The sequence below is a fragment of the Bacillus cereus genome, from assembly GCF_002564555.1.
GTDB lineage: Bacteria > Bacillota > Bacilli > Bacillales > Bacillaceae_G > Bacillus_A > Bacillus_A cereus_K.
On the sequence record NZ_NUVD01000024.1, the window covers coordinates 319,591 to 344,650 of the forward strand.

The following is a 25,060-nucleotide window of genomic DNA, read 5'->3' on the forward strand; positions in this document are numbered from 1 at the left end:
GGTGTCTACAAAAGACACCCTTTTTGATGAAAAATAATTAATTTTCATGCACCAGCATCGAAACGTCATCATTAATCAAAGTTCCAACATGCTCACCTAAACAAATTCTTTTCATCACCCCAGGCTCATCAAAGTTAAAGACATGTGCAGGTAAATTGTAATCCCGAGCAAGTAATAAAGCGGCTTGATCCATTACTTGTATGTTCTGCCTAACAATATCGTTATAGTTTAGTTTTTTATACATTTTTGCTGCTTTGTTATGCTTTGGATCACTTGTAAAGACGCCGTCGACCCCTTGTTTTGCGACTAATATAGCGTCACTATTCATTTCAATGGCTCTTTGTACACTTGGGTAATCTGTTGTAACGAACGGTTGCCCGTTACCGCCTCCAAAAATAACGATATAACCGTTATCTAAATGGTGGACTGCACGCAGGCGAATATATGGTTCAGCTACTGCATTAAAAGGGATGGAAGTCATAACGCGTACTTCTTTATCAGTTTTACTTGTTAAAACGCCGCGAAGCATTAAGCTGTTAATAATTGTACCTAACGTCCCGATATTATCAGCTTCTACACGATCAATTCCCCATTCTTCAGCGAGATGACCTCTGAAAATGTTACCGCCACCGATGACGATGGATACCTCGATACCTAGGTCAACAATGGAGATAATTTCGTTTGCGATATGTTCTAATCGTTTGGAGTTAAAGCTATTTCCAGATTGATCGGCAAGTGCGCCACCGCTTAATTTAATTAAGACTCGTTTATAAGGCTTCATAACAATTCCTCCTATATAGATCGCAATAAAAAAGGAACAAGGGCGAATGCCCTTGTTCCTTTTTAAGAAAATGAAAAAGAAAAGAAGAGGATAGGACGAATTTCTGTACATAATTTTTCATAACATCCACTCCTCTTCATTTCGATTTATTGTAAGTGTATATCTTTTTGATTATACAAAATAATCTAATTACTTTTCAAGTTTATTTTATTGATTTTTAACAAAATGGTGTCAATGAAAAAGAAAAGAAAAATTTTCGAATTTTTTGTGACGAACTTGTAGGTTTTTGTCTGATTTTGTAGGTTTGCTTATATGATGTGTGAGTAGCTTTTATAAATACGAAATGAAAGCGTTCGCATAAAGGGGATGAACATAAATGAAAAAATTCGGATTGGCAACACAAATTTTTGTCGCGCTCGTTTTAGGGATTGTGGTAGGGGCAATCTTTTATGGAAATAAAACGGCGATTTCTTATATCACACCAGTTGGGGATATATTTATTCACTTAATTAAAATGATTGTAGTACCGATTGTTATTTCAGCATTAATTGTTGCGGTAGCTGGTGTAGGAGATATGAAAAAGCTTGGGAAACTAGGCGGAAAAACAATTCTTTATTTCGAAATTATTACGACTATTGCTCTTTTGATGGGATTAATTGCAGCAAATATCTTCCAGCCGGGTACTGGCGTTGATATGAATAATTTACAGCAAAGTGATATTTCTTCTTATAAAGAAACGGCAGATGCCACAGAGAAGAAAGGTTTTGCTGAAACGATTGTTCACATTGTACCGAAAAACGTATTTGAATCTATTGCACAAGGTGACTTATTACCGATTATATTCTTCTCAGTGTTATTCGGTTTAGGAGTTGCGGCAATTGGAGAAAAAGGAAAGCCTGTCTTTAACTTCTTTGAAGGTGTGCTCGAAGCGATGTTTTGGGTCACAAATCAAGTTATGAAATTTGCACCATTTGGTGTATTCGCATTAATTGCAGTTACGGTTGCAAAATTCGGTGTGGCAACACTACTTCCTTTAGGAAAACTAGTGCTAGCTGTATACGTAACTGTTATACTATTCGTTGTGATTGTATTAGGTATTAATGCGCGAATGGTTGGAGTAAACATTTTTACACTAATGAAAATTTTAAAAGAAGAACTTATTCTTTCATTTACGACAGCAAGTTCAGAAGCTGTTTTACCTAATATAATGAGAAAGATGGAAGAGTTCGGTTGTCCAAAGGCAGTTGCCTCTTTCGTAATTCCGACAGGTTATACATTTAACTTGACTGGGTCAGCTATTTATCAAGCGTTAGCGGCATTATTTGTTGCACAAATGTACGGTATACACATGTCACTAACAGAGCAAATAACGTTATTATTCGTTCTCATGTTAACATCTAAAGGTATGGCGGGAGTTCCGGGGGCATCATTCGTTGTTGTATTAGCAACGTTAGGATCAATGGGATTACCACTAGAAGGCATTGCATTAATTGCGGGAATTGACCGTATTTTAGATATGATCCGCTCAGCTGTCAATGTATTAGGAAATGCATTAGCTGCCATTGTTATGTCGAAGTGGGAAGGCGAATTCGATGATGAGAAAGCAAAACAATATGTAGAAACAGTCAACCAAGCAAAAGCAGCATAAGAAATCGTTTAGGAGTGAAAAGTCATGGCAACATTAACTGAAGTTAAAAATGAAGTGCGAATTGAAAAAGATTTTTTAGGTGAAAAAGAAGTGCCAAATTTTGCGTACTACGGCGTACAAACAATGCGTGCAGTAGAGAATTTCCCAATTACAGGATACAAAATTCATGAAGGCTTAATTAAAGCGTTCGCAATTGTAAAAAAAGCAGCAGCACTTGCTAATGCAGATGTAGGAAGATTGGAATTGAAAAAGGGTGGTGCGATCGCAGAAGCATCACAAGAAATCCTTGATGGGAAATGGCATGATCATTTCATCGTTGATCCAATTCAAGGCGGTGCAGGAACTTCAATGAATATGAACGCAAATGAAGTCATTGCCAATCGTGCTCTTGAATTATTAGGAATGGAAAAGGGAGACTATCATTATATTAGTCCAAATAGTCATGTAAATATGGCGCAATCAACAAACGATGCATTCCCAACAGCAATTCATATTGCAACATTAAATGCATTAGAAGGCTTATTACAAACGATGGGTTATATGCATGATGTATTTGAATTAAAAGCAGAACAGTTCGATCATGTTATTAAAATGGGTCGTACACATTTACAAGATGCTGTGCCAATTCGTCTTGGACAAGAATTCAAAGCATACTCTCGCGTACTTGAACGTGATATGAAACGTATTAAACAATCACGTCAACATTTATATGAAGTAAACATGGGAGCAACTGCAGTAGGTACAGGCTTAAATGCAGATCCAGAATATATTGAAGCAGTTGTAAAACATTTAGCTACAATTAGTGAATTACCACTTGTTGGTGCAGAAGATTTAGTAGATGCAACGCAAAATACGGATGCATACACGGAAGTATCAGCAGCACTGAAAGTATGTATGATGAATATGTCTAAAATTGCGAATGATCTTCGTCTAATGGCATCAGGTCCACGTGTTGGATTAGCAGAAATTATGCTACCAGCTCGTCAACCAGGCTCATCAATTATGCCAGGTAAAGTAAACCCAGTTATGCCAGAAGTTATTAACCAAATCGCGTTCCAAGTAATTGGTAACGACCATACAATTTGTCTTGCTTCAGAAGCGGGACAATTAGAATTAAACGTTATGGAACCAGTACTTGTTTTCAACTTACTTCAATCTATCAGCATTATGAATAACGGCTTCCGTGCCTTTACAGATAATTGCTTAAAAGGAATTGAAGCGAATGAAGATCGTTTAAAAGAGTACGTTGAGAAGAGTGTAGGAGTTATTACAGCCGTGAACCCTCATATCGGTTATGAAGCAGCAGCTCGCGTTGCAAAAGAAGCAATTGCAACAGGTCAATCCGTTCGAGAACTTTGTGTGAAAAATGGTGTATTATCACAAGAAGACTTAGAGTTAATTTTAGATCCATTTGAAATGACTCATCCAGGGATTGCAGGAGCAACTCTTTTAAAGAAAAATTAAAAGAAGAGGGGGGACAATCCCCTCTTTTTTGTTTACAATATAGAAATGTTATATAGGAATAGAGGTAGGGATGTTATGAGTAAGTTTACAGTGGCTTCTAATGGTTCATTAGAAACAACATTAAGAGGAGTAGAAGTATTATCAACACCACTTTTAAATAAAGGGGTAGCTTTCACGCAAGAAGAAAGAGAAGAATTAGGTTTAAAAGGGTTATTACCGCCAGCAGTTTTAACGTTAGATGAACAAGCGCGCAGAGCGTATGAACAATTTTGTTCTCAGCCGGATGATTTATTAAAGAATGTATACTTAACAGCGTTACATGATCGAAATGAAGTGTTATTTTATCGTATTTTAACAAATCATTTACGTGAAATGTTGCCCATCGTATATACACCTACTGTTGGTGTAGCAATTCAAAGATATAGTCATGAATACCGTAAACCACGCGGTGTTTATTTATCAGTTAACGATCCTTCAGGCATTGAAGAAGCATTTGCAAATATCGGTGCAACAGCTGAGAATATTGATTTAGTCGTTGTAACAGATGGAGAAGGTATATTAGGAATTGGTGACTGGGGCGTTGGTGGGATTAACATCGCAATCGGAAAATTAGCTGTTTATACGGCTGCTGTTGGAATCGATCCTAGCCGTGTGTTACCGGTAATTTTAGATGTAGGTACAAATCGTGAGGAACTATTAAACAATCCATTTTATATTGGAAATCGTCATCCACGTATAACGGGTGAAGCTTATGATGAATTTATTGATACATTTGTTCAAGCGGTAAATAAACAATTCCCGAAAGCACTTTTACATTGGGAAGACTTTAGTTCTCGAAATGCACGAAAAATTTTGGATAAATACCGTCATGACGTATGTACGTTTAATGATGATATTCAAGGTACAGGTGCAGTTTCACTTGCTGCAGTATTATCGGCAGTAAAAGCTTCTGGCGTACCTTTAAGTGAACACCGCGTCGTTGTATTTGGTGCTGGTACAGCTGGGATCGGTATCGCAGATCAAGTTAGAGATGCAATGGTCCGCGTCGGCTTATCAGATGAAGAATCGCATAAGCGTTTCTGGTGTATCGATCGAAACGGATTAATTACAGAGAATATGGAAGATCTTCTTGATTTCCAAATTCCGTATGCAAGAAAAGAAGCGGAAGTAAGTGAATGGAAACAAAATGATGTGATCGGACTTGCTGATGTTGTAAAACATGTAAAACCGACAATTTTAATTGGTACATCAACTGTTGCGGGCGCGTTTAAAGAAGAGATTATTAAAGAAATGGCTTCTCACGTAGAAAGACCAATCATTTTACCAATGTCGAATCCGACGCCACTTGCTGAAGCAAAACCAGCAGATTTAATCGAGTGGACAGAAGGAAGAGCGTTAGTTGCAACAGGAAGTCCATTTGAACCAGTTACGTATAACGGTGTAACGTACGTTATCGGGCAATCAAATAACGCGCTTATTTTCCCAGGGTTAGGCCTTGGAACGATTGTTGTACGTGCTAGCGTCATGACGGACGGAATGTTCGCAGCAGCTGCTGAGGCAGTTGCAAGTATGGTAGATACAAGTAAGCTAGGAGCACCTATCTTGCCAGAGGTGGAAGAATTACGTGATATCTCAGAATTGGTTGCAATTGAAGTAGCGAAAGTTGCAGTTGCAGAAGGTGTTGCTAGAGAGAACTTAAGTGATAACGATATCAAGATTGCAGTGAAAGAAGCAATGTGGACGCCTGAGTATCGTCAAATAAAAGCGGTAGAAAAGGTTAGAATATAGAAATAAAGCCCGTTTATAATTATAAGCGGGCTTTCACTTTGACTATTGAAAAAAGAATAGGAAGTGGCACCTTTGAAGTGGAATCAATTATGGAAGAATGATATGTCCCTTTTAATTATATTAATGATCGTTGTTCCGATTGCTGGAGAGCTAAATTTTCATCCTTTTAACGACACGTTTCGTGTTAGCTTTGGGACACCTCTATTCTTCTTTTTATTACTATTTTTAAGAAGAGTACCAGCAGCAGCTGCAGGTATTCTTGTCGGTCTATGTGTAGTCTTATTCCGTGTATGTCTTGACTGGATCATGCAAGGTTCATTTCATATGACGGAATCATTTTATTTGCGCTATCCTGTATTTTTCTATTATTTTATTTATGGAAGTCTTTTTTCGCTTTGTAGGGTGAATAAGTTTCATCAGAAGCCAATAGTTATTGGATGCCTTGGAATTACAATTGAAATTATCGCAAGTATGTCAGAACTTGCGATTTATCATATGGTAGTACTTGGTACAACAATAACGGTTTCTGAAGTAAATAAGTTAATTATTATTGCTATTTTTCGTAGTTTCTTTGCACTTGGTTTTTTAAATATGATGAACTTATATGAAACGAAATTAAAAGAATCACAAGTGCGAAAAGAAAATGAAAATATGTTAATGCACCTTTCTAATTTATATGTAGAATCTGTTCATTTGAAAAAAACGTTACAAAATGCGGAGTTAATTACACAAGAAGCATATCAATTGTATCGGAACTTGCAAGTGATTGATGATTCGAATGGTAAAACAGCATTGAAAATAGCGGGGGAAGTACATGAAATAAAAAAAGATAATCAAAGAATTTTTGCAGGATTGTCTAAACTATTATTAGATAAAAATGTGGCTGAGTATGTAGAAGGGCATGAACTTGCGGAAATGATTGTGAGAATAAATGAGAAGTATGCTGAAATGTTAGAAAAAGATATACGCTTTTCTAAACATATAGAAGGTGAGCACGCTGCATATCACGTGTATACAGTCTTATCAATCTTTAATAATTTGGTTGCCAATGCAGTTGAAGCAATTGAGGATAGAGGTCTCATTAGTATTAAGTTATATAAACGAGATGAACATATATTCTTTGAAGTAATTGACGATGGTCCCGGTATTGCACAAAAATATAAGAAATTAGTATTTAAGCCCGGCTTTACTTCAAAGTATGATCAAACAGGAACACCGTCCACGGGAATTGGACTTTCTTACATAAACGAAATGGTAACAGAGCTTGGCGGAGAAGTGAGGTTAGAAGATAGAGAAACTGGCAGAGGGTGTAAGTTTGTCGTTTGTTTACCGGAGTGTAGTTTAAAGCGGGAAGGGGAATAGAGTTGTTTTATTATATCATAGATGATGATGAAGTTTTCCGTTCGATGCTTTCGCAAATTATTGAAGATGGCGATCTTGGGGAAGTAATTGGAGAAGCGGAAGACGGAGCGTTTATTGAAGCAGAACAGTTAAATTATAAGAAAGTGGACATTTTATTTATTGATTTACTAATGCCAATGAGAGATGGGATTGAAACAGTTCGCCATATAGCGTCTTCTTTCACTGGTAAAATTATTATGATTTCCCAAGTTGAATCGAAACAGCTCATTGGTGAGGCATATACACTTGGTGTGGAGTATTATATTACGAAACCACTAAACAAAATTGAAGTTGAATCTGTTGTCCGAAAAGTAATGGAACGGATTCGCTTAGAGCGTTCCATATATGATATTCAAAAGTCATTGAATAATGTGTTTCAGTGGGAGCAGCCGCAAATGCGTAGTGAACCAGTGCAAGAAGCAAAAAAGATAGCAGATTCAGGACGTTTCTTACTATCAGAGCTCGGGATTGCAGGGGAGAATGGAAGTAAAGATTTACTTAGTATGCTGGAATATTTAAATGGACAAGAAAAAGCGGAGACCTTTGAATTTGGATTTCCAGCGTTAAAAGAAATTTTTCATCATATTACGATAAGAAAATTAGGAGATGTAGCTTTAGATACGGATATTGATAAAGAAAAAAAAGCATCTGAACAAAGAGTGCGCAGAGCGATTTATCAGTCGTTAAATCATTTAGCCTCTTTAGGATTAACAGACTTTTCAAATCCTAAATTTGAAAGCTATGCTCCGAAATTTTTTGATTTCACGGTAGTTAGAAAACGGATGACAGAAATGACGAAGGATGAAGTGGCAGCTTCTGGGCATATACGAATTAATACGAAGAAATTTATTCAAGTGTTGTATTTTGAGGCGAAGCGGTTGATGGAGGTAGAGTGAAAAGGTGCTTATAAGTAAGCATCTTTTTTTTATTAAATTCACATTTTAAATTTTCTTGTAGAGCATGTAAAATGTTAAGTAAGAGAAAATGGTTTTACATTAAGGAAGTGTCAAAGCAATGAGTTTTACATTAAATAAATCAATTATTAAAGAAGTATGCGGAGAAACCTCATATAAAAGAGGCGAAGCTTATTATAAAGCAAATAAAGTCATAGTGAATCATTATGATGAAAATAAAGAAATTTGTGAGGCGACGGTAAAAGGAAACGAAGATTTTCATGTTACAGTAGAAAAGGCTAAAAAAGGTGATGTTGTTGCGAAATGCAGTTGTCCTTCATTAGCGTCTTTTCAAACGTACTGTCAACATGTTGCAGCAGTTTTGATACAAATAAATTATAATCAGCAAACGGGTGGAATGCTCCCCGTTAGTAGCGGAAACATGAGCGGAAATGACCAATTAACAAGTGGGATGTTTCAGTTGTTTGCAGACAAACCACTGAGGCCAAAAAGTAAACAACATCGTTTTGATACACGTGAAATACTTGCGGTTGAGTTTATTTGTACGCCAGTAGCTTCAAAACATGGTGGGGCACTGCTAGGTATTCAGTTGAAACTTGCCAAAACGTATTCCGTAAATAATATTAGAGAATTTCTGTCCAAAGTGGAGAAAAGGGAGTCTTTTAATTGTACGAATGAATTTACATATACACCAGATGTACATAGTTTTAGGCAAGAAACGGATGCGATTATTCAACAACTTATTAAAATGTATCATAACGAAAAAATGTATGAGGATACACTGGAAGTACATGCAAAACAAGATGATAGTATGATTTTAATACCGCCAGCTTCTTGGACAGACATGCTTTCTTTACTGTCTAAAGTTGAGTGTGTGAGACTTGATCAAGATGGACAAACTTTTCATAGTTTACATATTTCCAAAGGGCTACTTCCTTTACATTTTGAGTTTAATAAAGGAAATAACGGTGGGTTTACACTTTATATTGATGGCTTGCAACAAGTAGAAGTAATGGATACGTATAGTTATGCTCTATTTGGAGGGAAACTGTATCAGTTGAACGCGGAGGATTGTAAGCGGCTCATTGAATTGCAAAAAATGATGAATCGCTCCAGCAGTAACCAATTATACATTCCAGCGGATAAGATGGAACACTTTGTAGCGAAAGTTGTACCAGGTTTAATGAAGCTAGGAACTGTGAAAATAGATGAGATAGTATCAGATCGTGTTGAAACACCCGTACTAAAAGCGAAATTATATTTAGACCGAGTGAAAAATCGCTTGTTAGCGGGTATCGAATTCCACTATGGAAACGTCGTTATTAATCCGCTAGAAGAAGACGGACAGCCGTCTGTTTTTAATCGTGATGAGAAAAAGGAAAAAGAAATTTTAGACATTATGAGTGAAAGTGCCTTTGCAAAAACAGAAGGCGGTTACTTTATGCATAATGAAGAAGCTGAGTACAATTTTTTATATCACGTCATTCCAACGTTAAAAGGCTTAGTTGATATTTATGCGACAACAGCAATCAAATTACGGATTCATAAAGGAGATACAGCTCCTCTTATTAGAGTGAGAAGAAAAGAAAGAATTGATTGGTTATCATTCCGTTTTGATATAAAAGGAATACCGGAAGCGGAAATTAAAGGTGTATTAGTCGCTCTTGAAGAGAAACGTAAATATTACCGATTAGCGAACGGTTCGTTATTATCACTGGAGAGTAAAGAGTTTAATGAAATTAATCAGTTTGTAAAAGAATCAGGTATTCGAAAAGAATTTTTACATGGGGAAGAAGTGAATGTTCCGCTTATTCGGAGTGTGAAATGGATGAACGGACTTCACGAAGCTAATGTTTTAAGTTTAGATGAGTCTGTTCAAGATTTAGTTGAAAGCATTCAAAACCCGAAAAAATTAAAGTTTACAGTGCCGCAAACTTTACATGCTGTAATGAGAGAGTATCAAGTGTATGGATTCGAGTGGCTGAAAACACTTGCCCATTACCGTTTTGGGGGTATTTTGGCAGACGATATGGGGCTTGGGAAAACGCTGCAAAGTATTGCCTTTATAGATTCTGTCTTGCCGGAAGTTCGAGATAAGAAAATGCCCATATTAGTCGTTTCACCGTCATCACTTGTTTATAACTGGCTTAGTGAATTGAAAAAATTTGCTCCGCATATTCGAGCAGTTATTGCAGATGGGAATCAAGCAGAGCGCCGAAAAATTTTAAAAGATATAGCGGGATTTGATGTTGTGATTACGTCATATCCATTACTGAGAAGAGATATAAGATTGTATGCAAGACCTTTTCATACACTGTTTCTTGATGAAGCACAGGCTTTTAAAAACCCTACAACGCAAACTGCGAGAGCGGTAAAAAATATTCAGGCTGAATATCGTTTTGGATTAACGGGAACACCTGTAGAAAATTCATTAGAAGAGCTATGGTCTATCTTCCATGTCGTCTTCCCAGAATTATTACCAGGAAGAAAAGAGTTCGGTGATCTAAGGCGTGAAGATATTGCGAAGCGGATCAAACCATTTGTATTAAGAAGGTTAAAAGGTGACGTATTAAATGAGTTGCCAGATAAAATAGAGCATCTACAATCATCGGAGTTGTTACCAGATCAAAAGAGATTGTATGCTGCGTATTTAGCGAAATTAAGGGAAGAAACGTTAAAACATTTAGACAAAGATACGTTACGCAAAAATAAAATTAGAGTTTTAGCGGGATTAACAAGATTACGCCAAATTTGTTGTCACCCTGCTTTGTTTGTTGATGATTATAAGGGTAGTTCAGCTAAATTTGAACAACTGTTAGAGATTTTAGAGGAATGTAGAAGCACAGGGAAGAGAATTCTTATCTTTTCTCAATTTACGAAGATGCTTTCCATTATTGGTCGTGAGTTAAATCGTCAAGCAATTCCATACTTTTATTTAGATGGGAGTACACCTTCGCAGGAGCGTGTAGAGCTATGCGATCGATTTAATGAAGGAGAAGGGGATCTATTCCTTATATCTTTAAAAGCTGGCGGTACGGGCCTTAACTTGATGGGTGCAGATACGGTAATATTATATGATTTATGGTGGAATCCAGCAGTTGAGCAACAAGCAGCAGATAGAGCATATCGAATGGGGCAAAAAAATACAGTGCAAGTTATTAAGTTAGTAGCTCACGGAACAATTGAAGAAAAGATGCATGAATTGCAAGAGAGTAAGAAAAATTTAATTGCTGAAGTGATTGAGCCGGGAGAAGAGAAATTATCTTCTATTACGGAAGAAGAAATACGAGATATTCTAATGATTTAATATGAAAAAGCTATGCTTTCAAATTTATGAGAGCATAGCTTTTTGTTGTAATAATTATATTTTGTTTTGTACAAAGTAAAGAAATCAAATGCTATTTAAATTACTTCTTTGCACCTTTACTTTTGTATGGTTTTGCAGCTGCCTTTTTCTTTGCACTTGATTGCCAACGATTCCATCCTTTACTTCCTGTACCTTGTCCTACACCTTTTTTCGGTTTTGCTTTCGTTTTACTCATATGATCACTCCATTATATAAAAAATCTGATTTGATAATAGTCAATAATTTAGAAAATACTCTTGATAAATGACTATGTTTGCTTTAAGGAAAAACAAACTGCTTGAATGCTATAGTATATCATGAATTTGCAAGTAAACTGAAAGGAATTACAAAGAAAATGAAAATAATACGAAATACTGCGGATTCAATTTTTCGAACGATCACATTAGTGGTTGTATATATGTTAGTTTCCATTAGTGAAACATTTTTTGGATTGAAGAGACAAAGAAAATAAAAATATTATATTAGGAACAATCAATAAAGCTATAAAATAAAGAATTGAAAAATATTTTTAAATTTTTTGTTGACTTTCTCGTGTTTTTGTATAGAATAATCATTAATAAAATGTTTCAGAGATGTGACAACAAAACGACTATGAAAGGACGAGTAGTAGTAGGATGTAGTCTAAGCGAGTCAGGGGTGGTGTGAGCCTGATACGAAGCCTATTATGAAGAACCTCCTGGAGTTGCTAACCGAAATCCTTTATAGGAAAGTAGACTTAGCCGGGAACTTCGCCGTTACAAGAAGAGCAGTATCGAGATATTTCATCTCCGTACTGTATAAGTGAGCAACCTCTGTTGCTAATTTGGGTGGTACCGCGGAACCAAAGCCTTTCGTCCCAGTTTTTTGGGGAAGAAGGGCTTTTTTTGTTGGCTTCTTTTCACAACATCCAAACATTTTAGGAGGAAACCACCATGTATCAATCATTAATGACAGTAAGAGAGACGCAAATCGCAATTAAGGAAGTTAAAACATTTTTCGAGGATCAATTAGCAAAACGCCTTGAACTATTCCGCGTATCTGCACCATTATTCGTAACGAAAAAATCAGGATTAAACGATCACTTAAACGGTGTAGAACGTCCGATTGAATTTGATATGTTACATTCAGGAGAAGAATTAGAAATTGTTCACTCACTAGCGAAGTGGAAAAGATTCGCATTACATGAATACGGATATGAAGCTGGTGAAGGTTTATATACGAACATGAACGCGATTCGTCGTGATGAAGAACTTGATGCAACGCATTCTATTTACGTTGACCAATGGGATTGGGAAAAAATCGTTCAAAAAGAATGGCGTACTGTAGATTACTTGCAAAAAACAGTACAAACAATTTATGGAATATTCAAAGATTTAGAAGGTCACTTGTTTGAAAAATATCCGTTCCTTGGAAAGTATTTACCAGAAGAAATTGTTTTCATTACTTCCCAAGAACTAGAAGATAAATATCCAGAATTAACACCGAAAGATCGTGAGCATGCAATTGCGAAAGAACACGGTGCAGTCTTCATTATCGGAATTGGTGATGCACTTCGTTCAGGTGAAAAGCATGACGGACGCGCAGCTGACTATGATGACTGGAAATTAAACGGTGACATTCTATTCTGGCACCCAGTACTACAAGCCTCGTTCGAATTATCATCAATGGGAATTCGTGTTGATAGTAAATCACTTGATGAGCAGTTAACGAAAACTGGTGATGACTTCAAACGTGAGTATGATTTCCATAAAGGTATATTAGAAGATGTACTACCATTAACAATTGGCGGTGGTATCGGACAATCAAGAATGTGCATGTACTTCTTACGTAAAGCACATATTGGTGAAGTTCAATCTTCTGTATGGCCTGACGATTTACGTGAAGCTTGTAAGAAAGAAAACATTCATCTGTTTTAATAGAATTATGAGGGAGAGTAGCTCAGGAATAGAGTTACTCTCTTTTTTACTTTGTAAAAGTGAGTTTTACTAATAACTGAATTCATTATTATGAGGGAATTCAAGGGCGGATTAGAAGGAAAAGATTGCAAGGATATATGTGATAAGAAGTGAGAAGAGTCCGTTATATTTCCTAGGAAAGGGTAAAGTGAATAATTAAATTGGTTTATATTGATTTTTGATATTAGTGATATGTTAAAGAACTGTTTGGATAGAGTATTGAAATCTATGTGTAAAATGAAAATACATTTTTAAAAGCTCAAACAAGCATAACCACGTTCTAAAATTAGGACGTGGTTAAAAATATAGAGGTTTCATTTATAATGAATTTCTGCTTGGCATAGCCAACAATTTTTAAAAAAATATCACTTACTTGTTATCAAGTTCTTCCGCTAAACCGATTAAAATTCCTTCGGTTCCGCGAATGTAGCAGAGACGGTATGAGTTCTCGTATTGAACTACTTCGCCAACGAGCTGAGCACTATGCTTAGTAGTAAGCCTAGATACCATTTCGTCAATGTCTTCAACGGTGAACATGACGCGCAGATATCCGAGGGCGTTTACAGGAGCTGTTCGATGATCTGCTATAGCGGGCGGGGTAAGAAATCGCGAAAGTTCAATTCGGCTGTGGCCATCTGGCGTAACCATCATAGCAATCTCCACGCACTGAGAACCGAGTCCTGTTACGCGACCAGCCCATTCACCTTCGACAGTGGCGCGCCCTTCGAGTTTTAACCCAATCTCCTCGAAGAAAGAGATTGCGTTATCAAGGGATTCTACAACGATGCTAACATTGTCCATTCTAAGTAATCTGTTGTTTGCCATAGTCTGTATCTCCTTATATGTATAAATTTATTATCTAATGATCCTCATAATTATACTAAAATCTCTTCTAAACAAAAACCACCTTGTCACAGTGTAGAAAAATGTGACAAGGTGGTTTCAGGTATAGTATATAACATCTTGTTAACGAACAACACTTCGAAAATCTTCTACTATTGAGATACGCATGAACTTTATCCTTTTCGGCAAGAAGACTCCATCTGATTTGTGTTACGGGTGAAGCCCAACAATTCAGGTGGAGATGAATTGCCGTCAACAGGTAGACGAAACAATTTTGTTTCTTTTGTCTTACGATATAATCTGCCCTAGATAAGGAGGGAATATATCGTAGGACAACGAAATTAGATAATGATAATCATAATCATTTGGCTACTTGAACCAAAAAGAATTACGATGAAGACCATGTTCACATTTTGTTCCGTTCTAAATATTGATTTGTCAAAAGTAATTAACAGTTACAAAATTATTTCTTTCCTAAGAAAAAAACACGATCTTAGGAAAGAAATAATTGTAATGAACTCTCTGAGAAAGGTGGTGAAAACAATGGCTAGAAAGAAAGCAGTGAAAGTATTACGCAAACAAAAGAAAAGAGAAACCATGCAACGATTCACGCAGAAACAGAATATCGGACGAGCTTGCCTCACAGCTAAAGAATTTCGTTTACTTCAGCGCATGTCGCATAGTTCAAAAGCGTTACGAAATGTTGGATTGTACACCATTAAACAAAGTTATTTGATCCATAATAAAATGGCTACTGTAAAAGAAGTGGACAATGCCATGCAGGCTGATATGAACTACTGGGGTATGCAATCAAATTCTGTTCAAGCGATTCGTAGAGCCTTATTTACAGAAGTGAAGAGCTTTTTCAAAGCGTTGGAACGGTGGAAGAAAAAACCTGAAACCTTCACAGGTCGCCCAAAGTTTCCGAATTACTCTCGTTCAACTGACAAACGAATCATTGAAATCTATCAAGTTCCAAAAGTGGATGATAGCGGGTATTGGATCATTCCGATGAGTGTTGCATTCAGAAAAAAATTCGGTTCCATTAAAATACGTATGCCTAAAAACTTGAGAAATAAAAAAATCTCCTACATTGAGATTGTACCGAAGCAAAAAGGTCGGTTCTTTGAGGTGCATTATACATATGAGATGCACGTGTCTCAAATGAAGAAACCATCTACGACTACGAGTAACGCTTTGAGTTGCGATTTAGGTGTAGATAGATTAGTAAGTTGTGTGACAAATACAGGTGATGCATTTTTAATTGATGGAAAAAAACTGAAATCCATTAACCAGTACTTCAACAAAACGATACGTAATCTGCAACAGAAAAATATGGACAATGGAATTTCAAAACGTATTGTAACGAATCAAATGGCTGCACTTTGGCATAAACGGGAACGACAAATAAATGGTTACATTTCACAAGCGGTAGGCTTGTTGTTCAAAAAAGTGAAAGCATGTAACGTAGATACAATTGTCGTAGGGTATAACGCTGGTTGGAAACAAAAATCTGATATGGGAAAAAAGAATAATCAAACATTTGTTCAAATCCCATTTCATAAACTGATGGCAGCGATTGAGAATAAATGTGTAAAAGAAGGTATACGATTTTTAAAACAAGAAGAAAGCTATACTTCAAAAGCTAGTTTTCTTGATAAAGACAGGGTTCCTGTTTGGTCTAAGGATGATAGAACTCATTATCGCTTTAGTGGTAAACGAATCACGCGCGGTCTGTACCAAAGTAAAGCAGGAACATGTATCCACGCTGATATTAACGGTGCGCTGAATACATTGAAAAAATCAAAAGTTGTAGAATGGGATGACAACCTCAAAGTGAAAACGCCGATTCTATTAGAAGTACAAAAACGTAAGGCTGTTGCTTCGCGCATAGCTTAGTGGGTGCGTCAACCATCCATGTGTACTCGACTTGTCGGGGCTTGTAGCACACGCCGGATTCATCTGAGTGGTGGCTTCTTCTGCAAGGAAGAATTGCTCTTTTTCGAAAGGGTGGTGCAAGTGGGGAAACGAACGTTCGTTGCCAGTACCAACCAAAAACATACTTGGGGTGTTACCATAAGGTGGCATGAATGCTAGAGCGTCAAACAGTCTAGTGATAGACGAAAAGACCTAGCATTCAAACTCAAGCCCCCACTGAAACGTTTTATCTCAGTGGGGGTAGTTGACTTCGTGAATGTTATCATGTCCAAGTAGTTTCAAGAATTTGATACTGGAGTTGTTATTCGATAGAACAATTTTTACTTTCTCGCAAAACATTCCTATCCTATTTTTATTTATATAGGAAGGAAATAGATTCATATAATTTGTTTTAAGTTTTACTTAACTCATTTGCACTAAAGGCTCAATTTTCGCCATAAATGATTGATGCAGCGCCTCAACACCTGTAACTAAATGAAGGCGGTCAATAACGACAGATACTTTAATTTCTGAGGTACTTACCATTTTAATATGAATATCTTCTTCTTTTAAAGTAGTGAACATATTTGCAGCGACACCTGGGTTAGATACCATACCAGATCCTACAATTGATACTTTTGCTAAATGATTTTCATGTTCTACTGACTCATAGTGAAGAGTTTCTTGATTTTGTTCCAACACTTCTAAAGTTTCTCTTAAATCATTAGAGTGAATGGAGAAGGAGAGATGAACAGTTCCTTCATTTGTAATACTTTGAATGATAATATCTACATTAATGTGTGCCGCTGCTAATGTAGAGAAAACTGTTGAAAGTGAGCCTTGTTCCAATCCTTTAATTGTGACACGTGTAATATTATCCTCAAATGCAATACCTTTAACGATTGATTGTTGTTCCATGTTACATTCTCCTTTTACAATTGTTCCGTTTTCTTGTTCCATACTTGAGCGAACTTCTAAAACTACATTATGATTTTTAGCAAATTCAACAGCACGTGGATGTAATACGCCAGCACCAAGGTTGGCTAGTTCTAACATTTCGTCATAAGAAATTTCATCTAATTTATAAGCATCTTGTACAACTCGTGGGTCTGTCGTATATACGCCGGTCACATCTGTATAAATATCACATTTTTTCGCTTTAAGTGCAGCGGCTAATGCGACAGCAGTTGTATCAGAACCACCTCGTCCAAGTGTTGTGATTTCATTTTCTTCACTTACTCCTTGGAAGCCAGCTACGATAACAATTGTTCCTTCAGTAAGATAAGACTGGATACGATCTGTGTTAATGTCAGTAATCCGTGCACTACTAGGTACAGATTCTGTTGTAATACCAGCTTGCCAGCCTGTTAATGAAATGGCGTTATAGCCTTTTGTTTGTAGTGCCATTGTTAATAATGCAATAGTCACTTGCTCTCCTGTAGATAGAAGCATATCCATTTCACGTTTACTTGGATTTTCTGTAATAGCGTTAGCAAGTGCTACAAGATCGTCTGTACTTTTTCCCATTGCTGAAACGACAGAGACAATGCTATGACCTCGTTCATATTCTTCAATAATTAAATTTGCTACATGTTGAATGCGTTCGACGCTTCCGACAGAAGTACCGCCAAATTTTTGTACAATCGTTTCCATTACGAATTCCTTCTTTCGTCCATTTTTAAGAATAGGTTAGGACATATACAAATCCCAATATTCCTGTAGTTACCAGAGAGAAAAACAAAAAACACCATCTCAAATAAGTGAGGATGGTGCTGTTACAGGAAAAGGGAAACAGAAAACGGAGCTAATAAAAAAACCGCCAAAAAAGGAAGATCATAAAAATGATATCTCTTTTTTGTAGATAGCTCTTCATACGTACACGTCTGTACATATGACAGTTCTGTTTCTATTCGAAAACAGCCCCAATCGATAAATGCAGAGAAATTTATCAATTTCGGCAATACTACCTTTCATCCAATTTCATAGACATCTCTGTGTCTCCATTAGAATACTCATAAGTATTGCAACCTCTATCTCACGTTTTAGGCGAGAGTGTTTGATTTATGAAGTTGTTGGTAACATTTGTTTTATAATAATTTAAATTTTTCAGGGAATCAAGTGTTTTGTGTATGTTTTTAAAAATTCTTTCTTTTCATTAAAGAAGCTTGTGAAAAGAATAGCAAAATAAATTCGCAGCATGTACATTAAAAATATAGTGTATAGGAGGTGGGGGGATGAAAAGAAAACAGTCTATTTATGTTGCGACAGAAATGAACACAACAATGGAGAAATTATGGGAATATACGCAAGAACCAGATATACATACAGAGTGGGATGCTCGCTTTACTGAAATTTCGTATTTAGAGAAAAAAGAAGGAGAACCACAGAGGTTTTTATATAAAACAAAGATTGGATTTGGACTTGAAATAGCTGGAGAAGGGGAATCAATAGGTGAAATTAGAAAAGAAACTGGAGAACGGATTTCATCTTTAAAATTTTGGACAGACAATCCATTATCACTTATTCAAATTGGGCGTGGGTATTGGAAATATACACCGAATAAAGAATACATTCATTTTGAAACACAATATGACTATGAAACAAGATTTGGTCGTATAGGAAATGTGATAGATTCATATATGTTTCGTCCGTTATTAGGCTGGGCGACTGCTTGGAGTTTTGATGCCCTTAAATTATGGTTGGAAAAAGGGTTTCATCCTCGTTTATTAATTAGAAAAACAATAACGTATTGGCTCGTTTGTTTTTTGTTCGCTTTTGTATGGCTATATCAAGGGGGTGTACCGAAAATAATCTCTGCCCATCCAGAAGAAGTGAAAATGCTTTCGATGATTATTGGTTCAACTGAAAATAGTATGCTTGCTCTCAAAATAATTGGATTGTTAGAAGTGTTTTTTGGTGTTATATGGATATTGCCGCTTCCAAAACGAAAATTATTTTTACTGCATATTATGTTGTTACTAGTCTTAACCTTAGCGGCAGGACTTACGAATATCGCAAGTTTTACAGAGCCGTTTAATCCAATTACATTAAATCTGCTTCTAATCGGATTATCAATTGTCGGCTATATGAATAGCTTCGATTTGCCAAGTGCAAAAAATTGCAAGAGGAAGAGAAAGGGATAAATGTATGGTTAATATTTATGAAAGGCTATTAGGGGATTCTTATAAAAAACTTCATCCAAAATTACAGAAACGCTATGAGATTACAGAAGAAAACAGCTTCATCGGAGAAGGGAAGATGGATGAAATTTATGGAGGTTCTTTTTTCGTTAAATTGATTTTGAAGATTGCATCGCGGTTTCGTATGTTTTTCTCAGAACGGGGAAAAAAGGTGCCTTTTGTGATACATAATACTGCTGGACGAGATAAACATGGAAAAGAAATTGTACGGTGGAATCGTACGTTTTATTTTCATAATAAAAAAAGATATTTTAACGCTGTTATGCAGTTGGATGAAAAAGCAAATGAAATTGTAGATTATTTTGGTGAACCACATATCCTCGTTTCTACATTGAATTTTCATATTGATGAGTTGGGAGCAATGCATATTTCTTCAAAGAAACAATGGCTTTTTATGTTTGGAAGAAAAATTCCGTTACCGAAATTTTTATATGGGGAAGCAAAAATTGTTGAAAGTTATGATGAAACACTACAATGTTTTCGAATTCATGTACAAGTACGAAATCCGTTAATTGGTTCATTATTTTCATATAAAGGAACATTTGTGGAAAGGGAATAAACGATATGAAAAATATAGTATTTGGGCTGGCTTGTTATATTGTTTTTCTAATATGTGAGTGGCCCGATGTAAATCCTGTTGAAGCAATTATATTATTATCTGTTTTATTATTTGTACCGATGGCTTTTTGTATTATTGATAAAAGAACAAGAGATGGATCGTATTTATTATGTTATAAATTTATAGCGTTTTTATACCCAATAGCAGCAATTAGTGCAATGTTAGCTTTCGTAACAAATCACTATTTCTTTTCGTTAATTTGGTTTATATATACAGGAATTGTTGCGTTATTTGGTGTAAGTAGACTACTAGAAAGAGGATGGAGGCCATTAGAAGAGACAGCTATCGATAGTGCCTTTATTTATTTGTTTTTAGGTGGTTTCTGGTTTTTTGCTTCAGTAGCAAAGATTTCGATTATGCATTTTAGTTCTGACATTGTTTTACTTACAGCTGCACACTTTCATTATTCGGCATTTCTATTGCCGTTATCAGCGGGTTTAATTGGGAGGAAGAGAGAAAAGAGAAGTAAAGTATATGATGCTATTACACTTATCATTGTTATATCTCCAATGACAGTTGCGATAGGAATTACATATTCGAGGATATTTGAATTTTTTGCAGTACTCATATATTTATGTGCGATTTATGGATATGGTATTTATGTTTGGCGAACAAAATTTAGTGCTATTAGTGCAAAGGTTCTCTTAATTATTTCGTCTAGTACGCTTATGGTAACAATTATGTTCTCACTCATATATTCATACGGAAATTTGAAACAAGTACTGACGATTACAATTGCTCAAATGGTTTGGATTCATGGTGTGGTAAATGGTATTGGAGTAGCATTACCAGCATTTGTAGGTTGGATGATTGAAAAGAGTGCTCCAAATTATAAGTACTATGGGAAACCGATGAGTCAATTAAGAGGAAACGTGAGAATTGGTGAGACATTTTTACAGAGTGGAAATTTAGTAGATAGTAAGGGATACAACGGTTTAGTAGATACAATGAATGATTTTCATAGTGAAGCATTTGACGTGACGAAGATTTCTATAAGTATTATTCGTTTTTACGAAAATACAGCAGCGTATGAGCTACAATCGAATATTAAATGGGCTCGTTGGTTCCGTCCATTTGCACTTTGTTATAAGAAAATGAGTAAACGAGTTGGACAAATACATTTAGGAATGGGCGATAAGTGGGAAACAATGTACGGCTCTATCATTGGTGTAATTGATGAGAAAGACGGAAGAGAAAACGTAAGAGCTTGGCTAAGAAAAAATGAAGCAGGAAAGTCTATTTTTTTAGCTCTGTATTCAAAGCATACGCATAAGAACGAGACATATATGAATATCGCATTGCCTTTACCTTATTCGAATATGACAGGTATTTTGAAAGTATGTAATGATAGCAATGATTTAATCATTACTAGTAAGTTGAGAGGAAATAGTAAGGGAGATGAGGGGATTTATTTACATACTCGTTTCTTTACAATACGTTTACCGTTAGCAGAGACGTTTATTATTAAAGAGGGAAATGGTCAAATGCTAACTGCTCACCATAAAATGTGGATATTCGGAGTTAAGTTTTTAGAAATTGATTATGAAATTAAGAAAATAGAGGAGAAGTAAGAAAAGCTTGGAGAGATTCCAAGCTTTTTTACGTGTGGGCAATTGTTAAAGCGTCATGCACCATGTCGTCTAGGAAATATAGCTGATTGAGATGTTTTATATTATTAAGTTGAATGATACGCGTAAAGTATACGTATTGTTTTGGAATTTTTACCATAACATCAATCATTTTGTATATAATTAAAAGTATAATAGTTTTAATTTTCTGTATTATTAATAGGATATTAGGAGTATCGGAAAAGAGGAGAGAAAAATGCAAGGGGAAATACAAACAGAAAAAGATTTGGGATATGTTGGTAAATTACTGTTGCCAGTTAAAGTATCAAGGCATTTTAAGTTTTTGTGGATAGGACAATTACTTTCAACTTTAGGGAGTTCTATAACAATGGTTATTTTGCCAGTCGTTGTTTACTCATTAACTGGTTCAACAGTCGTAATGGGAATGACTATGGCAATGTACATGCTACCAAATATTCTTGCTTTACCGTTTGCAGGGTTAGTTGTAGATCGAATTGACCGAGTAAAATTAATGTTATTTACAGATATAATCCGCTGTATATTAATGCTATTACTTGCATCGCTTATATTTATGGACTTGTTAACGATTACACTTTTATATGTCCTCGTTGCATTATACGGACTTATGGAAGGAATATTTCAGCCAGCATATTCTGCTGTGAGGGCGAAAGTATTCGTACCTGAAATTCGTAATGCAGCTAACGCACTCACACAAATGAGTAATCAAGGCATACGGTTAATTGGACCAGCACTTGGTGGATTAATCATTTCAGTTACATCTGCGGGAATAGGATTTGGACTGGATGCAGTAACGTACTTATTATCATTTGTATGTTTATTATTTTTAAAAGAAATTAAGTTTCAAAAAGTAAAATCGATTGAAAGGAATAAGATCGATTATAAAAAAGATTTTATGGAGGGCGTTTTCGTTCTAAAAAGTCATCCATGGCTGTGGATTACAATTCTAGTCTTTTCTTTCGTTAACATTTGTTATGCAGGTATTATCGTCGTATTAATTCCATGGTTGTTTAATGTGCATCATCATTTTGAAGCTTACGTGTATGGTCTGGGCATGGCATCTTCTGGTGCTGGTGCTGTAATTGCTGCACTAATATTTGGCGGGAAGCAGAAGTGGCAGAAGAGGGGATTACTTGCTTATGGAGGTGTTTTAATAAGTGGGCTGGCACTTTTAGTTATGCCTTTCGTTTCTTGGGCACCTGCTCTAATAGTTTTAATGGCAATTGAAGGATTCGGTATCATGATATTTGGTCTTATTTGGGAAACGAGTTTACAAGAGCTCGTGCCGGAAGAAGCATTTGGAAGAGTAGCAAGCCTCGATATGTTAGGTTCTTTCGCTTTATTGCCGTTAGGATACGTGGTTGTTGGCTGGTTAGCAAATGTGATAGGCGGAGAGATAACGATATTAATACTAGCTCTACTAGTGATCATAGCAATTGGAATTGCACTATCTGTTCCAAGTATTCGCAAATTTGATTAATTATATGGGCTGAAATGAAAGGAAGTATCGTATATGGTTGGAGATAGTCTCAATGATTTTTTAGTAGCGGAATTAGAAGGTGAATATGTTTTGCAAGAAAAGGTATTTGACGCAAAGAATTTCACTGTATATATGGCAACTCCTGTTGATAATAAAATAGAATATGACCGGCTTATCTTAATGAAGCATCTTTCTAATAAAGTGCCTTCTGTACATATTTGGGAAACAGGCATTTGTAAGAAGGCCACGAACATGGAAATTGTAAAAGAAGTGACAGAAGCAATCCAATTGGGTTTCATAAATAAAGACTAAGCCATAAAGTAGGACTTAGTCTTCATTAAATACAAATGTTTGTTTCATTTTTTTTCCTTCATTTACGGGATGACCGTTGTAAGAGAAATTCTTTTCTTCCCAAGTAATAACAACTTTAAAATTATGACTATTAAAATCTAATGGGAATACCATGTAGTCAAAGCTCGTATGACTTTTTGAAATGTTCGAATTTGATGTAATAGGTTTAAAGGTAGCTTTAGATGTAGGCGTGTTATCAAGTATTTCTACTGATACATTTGATACATCATGACCGATGTTTTTTACGAATAAACTATACGTATCATATACGCCTTGTTTTGGCTGGATTCCTTGTTTGTTTGAGTTATGAGATTTATCAATTTCGACATACCATTGTTTAGACTTTGATGCAATTGGTAGCGATTGAAATGTGTATGCACTAGCTTGCATTGGGAGTGCTATACAGATAAATGCAAAGAGAGAGAATATTTTTCGTTTCATCTTATGAGAACTCCAATTCTGTAATGGATTTATTTGTTATTATCTTCTTTTTACGAGAAAATATACCATATAATGTAAGGTCGTGAATGTTGGATTAGGAACCATTATATTATTTGTCACGCTTATAATTGGCAGCATTGTGTATGGAATAGAAAAGAGAATATTGAAGTAGATGTGGATTTAGAGAAGGAAGCTGTGTAGAGATTTTTCTACACAGCTTTTTAGGATATGAAAAAATTACCAAAATATGTTAAAATAACATTGTCATACAACAAGGGGGATTTGTTTTATGGAAAGTGGACATCTTGCTAAAGTAGATTTAACGAAAAGAATGGAATCGAAATCTAAGTACAATAAGAAACTCGAAAAATACCAAAGACGGTTACTAGCGCTACAACAAATTTTAAAAGAAGAAAAAATCGCTGTAATGCTTGTTATGGAAGGGTGGGATGCGGCGGGTAAAGGCGGAGCGATTAAGCGAGTGACGGAACATCTGGACCCACGTGGTTTTCAAGTAACTCCAATTGGAGCACCTGCCCCTCATGAAAAACGTTACCATTATTTGCAACGCTTTTGGCGGAAAATTCCTCAGCATGGGCAAATTACCATTTTTGATCGTTCATGGTATGGCCGTGTATTAGTTGAGCGTGTTGAAGGTTTTGCTACAAACGAAGAGTGGACGAGAGCGTATGATGAAATTAATGATTTCGAAAAACTATTAACAGATGATCATTACATAATAGGGAAGTTCTTCTATCATATTAGTAAAGACGAACAGTTGAAGAGATTTAAAGAAAGAGAGAACAACCCTCTTAAAAGATGGAAAATTACAGATGAAGACTGGCGTAATCGTGAAAAATGGGACGAGTATGTTGAAGCAATGGAAGACATGTTTGAAAAAACAAATAAGCCAAATGCTAAATGGAATATTATCGCGAGTAATGATAAATTATACGCCCGTTTGAAAACATTGAAAGTAATTATTTCATTAATTGAGGATTATTTCTTAGAGCGTAACATAGAATTACCTTCTTATTATTATGAAATAAAAGAGGGCAAGAAAAAAAACGCGGAATCTATGCAAGATGTCGGAGTTAAATAGTAAAAGACTTGTATGTGAAGTATGAAAGAGAGCTATCCCATAAGTTGGCTAAACCAAATTATGGGATAGTCTTTTTATTTACACTAGTATGGAGTTATAATCTGGGTTTAGTTTATTAAACTTATGAATATAATGCCTCTTATTATTAAAACCAACAAAATCTATTCCGATGCAAGTCTTTAAATTTTGTATCTTTCTAGTCG

The 25,060-nt window shown here is 35.8% G+C and carries 19 protein-coding genes, 1 riboswitch and 1 other annotated feature; of the genes, 14 read left to right on the top strand and 5 right to left on the bottom strand.

The window, feature by feature from the left end:
* Positions 1 to 37 precede the first annotated feature (37 nt).
* Entirely contained in the window at positions 38 to 781 is a 744-nt protein-coding gene (gene pyrH / locus COI75_RS16240; RefSeq protein ID WP_000806135.1) for a UMP kinase, read from the bottom strand.
* A gap of 376 nt (positions 782 to 1,157) precedes the next feature.
* On the opposite strand from pyrH, the gene COI75_RS16245 reads away from it, so the two are divergent.
* The 6 genes from COI75_RS16245 to COI75_RS16270 all read left to right on the top strand — a co-directional run bounded on the left by COI75_RS16245 (position 1,158) and on the right by COI75_RS16270 (position 11,303).
* Positions 1,158 to 2,429 (top strand): cation:dicarboxylate symporter family transporter, encoded by a 1,272-nt coding sequence (locus COI75_RS16245; RefSeq protein WP_000713286.1) that lies wholly within the window; start codon positions 1,158 to 1,160, stop codon positions 2,427 to 2,429.
* A 24-nt stretch (positions 2,430 to 2,453) separates the two neighbouring features.
* A complete protein-coding gene (aspA, locus tag COI75_RS16250; protein WP_000224170.1) occupies positions 2,454 to 3,893 on the top strand; it encodes an aspartate ammonia-lyase in 1,440 nt (479 codons plus the stop codon).
* 75 nt (positions 3,894 to 3,968) lie between these two features.
* Complete coding sequence (malS, locus tag COI75_RS16255) at positions 3,969 to 5,681, top strand: oxaloacetate-decarboxylating malate dehydrogenase (RefSeq protein ID WP_098448481.1); 1,713 nt, start codon at positions 3,969 to 3,971, stop codon at positions 5,679 to 5,681.
* 63 nt (positions 5,682 to 5,744) lie between these two features.
* Entirely contained in the window at positions 5,745 to 7,043 is a 1,299-nt protein-coding gene (locus COI75_RS16260; RefSeq protein WP_080013231.1) for a sensor histidine kinase, read from the top strand.
* 2 nt (positions 7,044 to 7,045) lie between these two features.
* Positions 7,046 to 7,978 carry a response regulator gene (locus COI75_RS16265; protein WP_000500293.1) on the top strand — a complete coding sequence of 311 codons (933 nt, stop codon included), beginning with the start codon at positions 7,046 to 7,048 and terminating at the stop codon, positions 7,976 to 7,978.
* Positions 7,979 to 8,096: 118 nt separating this feature from the next.
* A complete protein-coding gene (locus tag COI75_RS16270) occupies positions 8,097 to 11,303 on the top strand; it encodes a DEAD/DEAH box helicase (RefSeq protein WP_000011030.1) in 3,207 nt (1,068 codons plus the stop codon).
* A gap of 100 nt (positions 11,304 to 11,403) precedes the next feature.
* On the opposite strand, the gene COI75_RS16275 is transcribed toward COI75_RS16270, so the two are convergent.
* Positions 11,404 to 11,538 (bottom strand): DUF3934 family protein, encoded by a 135-nt coding sequence (locus COI75_RS16275; protein WP_000047587.1) that lies wholly within the window; start codon positions 11,536 to 11,538, stop codon positions 11,404 to 11,406.
* A gap of 407 nt (positions 11,539 to 11,945) precedes the next feature.
* Positions 11,946 to 12,204 (top strand) — a binding site (T-box leader).
* Positions 12,205 to 12,274: 70 nt separating this feature from the next.
* Here COI75_RS16275 and asnA point away from each other — a divergent pair.
* On the top strand, positions 12,275 to 13,258 hold the full coding sequence (gene asnA, locus COI75_RS16290; RefSeq protein ID WP_000284915.1) for an aspartate--ammonia ligase: 984 nt from the start codon (positions 12,275 to 12,277) through the stop codon (positions 13,256 to 13,258).
* Between the two features lie 408 nt (positions 13,259 to 13,666).
* On the opposite strand, the gene COI75_RS16295 is transcribed toward asnA, so the two are convergent.
* Complete coding sequence (locus tag COI75_RS16295) at positions 13,667 to 14,122, bottom strand: VOC family protein (RefSeq protein WP_000002877.1); 456 nt, start codon at positions 14,120 to 14,122, stop codon at positions 13,667 to 13,669.
* A gap of 561 nt (positions 14,123 to 14,683) precedes the next feature.
* Between COI75_RS16295 and COI75_RS16305 the strand changes: the two genes are divergently transcribed.
* On the top strand, positions 14,684 to 16,039 hold the full coding sequence (locus COI75_RS16305; protein WP_000101449.1) for an RNA-guided endonuclease TnpB family protein: 1,356 nt from the start codon (positions 14,684 to 14,686) through the stop codon (positions 16,037 to 16,039).
* A gap of 441 nt (positions 16,040 to 16,480) precedes the next feature.
* Here the strand turns inward: COI75_RS16305 and COI75_RS16315 are convergent, their stop codons facing one another.
* The gene (locus COI75_RS16315) at positions 16,481 to 17,710 is read right to left on the bottom strand and encodes an aspartate kinase (RefSeq protein WP_000448016.1); all 1,230 of its coding nucleotides are present in this window, start codon (positions 17,708 to 17,710) and stop codon (positions 16,481 to 16,483) included.
* 201 nt (positions 17,711 to 17,911) lie between these two features.
* A riboswitch (Lysine riboswitch) is annotated at positions 17,912 to 18,098 on the bottom strand.
* A 193-nt stretch (positions 18,099 to 18,291) separates the two neighbouring features.
* On the opposite strand from COI75_RS16315, the gene COI75_RS16325 reads away from it, so the two are divergent.
* From COI75_RS16325 to COI75_RS16345, 5 genes are all read left to right on the top strand, one after another.
* Positions 18,292 to 19,200 (top strand): DoxX-like family protein, encoded by a 909-nt coding sequence (locus tag COI75_RS16325; RefSeq protein ID WP_000823958.1) that lies wholly within the window; start codon positions 18,292 to 18,294, stop codon positions 19,198 to 19,200.
* A 4-nt stretch (positions 19,201 to 19,204) separates the two neighbouring features.
* On the top strand, positions 19,205 to 19,816 hold the full coding sequence (locus COI75_RS16330) for a DUF4166 domain-containing protein (RefSeq protein ID WP_000247276.1): 612 nt from the start codon (positions 19,205 to 19,207) through the stop codon (positions 19,814 to 19,816).
* 5 nt (positions 19,817 to 19,821) lie between these two features.
* Positions 19,822 to 21,447, top strand: a complete 1,626-nt coding sequence (locus COI75_RS16335) for a YndJ family protein (protein ID WP_098380426.1) — start codon at positions 19,822 to 19,824, stop codon at positions 21,445 to 21,447.
* 253 nt (positions 21,448 to 21,700) lie between these two features.
* Positions 21,701 to 22,963 (top strand): MFS transporter, encoded by a 1,263-nt coding sequence (locus COI75_RS16340; protein ID WP_001161177.1) that lies wholly within the window; start codon positions 21,701 to 21,703, stop codon positions 22,961 to 22,963.
* Positions 22,964 to 22,996: 33 nt separating this feature from the next.
* Positions 22,997 to 23,275, top strand: a complete 279-nt coding sequence (locus tag COI75_RS16345) for a hypothetical protein (RefSeq protein ID WP_000232596.1) — start codon at positions 22,997 to 22,999, stop codon at positions 23,273 to 23,275.
* Between the two features lie 15 nt (positions 23,276 to 23,290).
* On the opposite strand, the gene COI75_RS16350 is transcribed toward COI75_RS16345, so the two are convergent.
* A complete protein-coding gene (locus COI75_RS16350) occupies positions 23,291 to 23,755 on the bottom strand; it encodes a hypothetical protein (protein ID WP_000823162.1) in 465 nt (154 codons plus the stop codon).
* A gap of 289 nt (positions 23,756 to 24,044) precedes the next feature.
* Here COI75_RS16350 and COI75_RS16355 point away from each other — a divergent pair, with 289 nt between their 5' ends.
* The gene (locus tag COI75_RS16355) at positions 24,045 to 24,857 is read left to right on the top strand and encodes a polyphosphate kinase 2 family protein (RefSeq protein ID WP_000443483.1); all 813 of its coding nucleotides are present in this window, start codon (positions 24,045 to 24,047) and stop codon (positions 24,855 to 24,857) included.
* Positions 24,858 to 25,060: the final 203 nt, after the last annotated feature.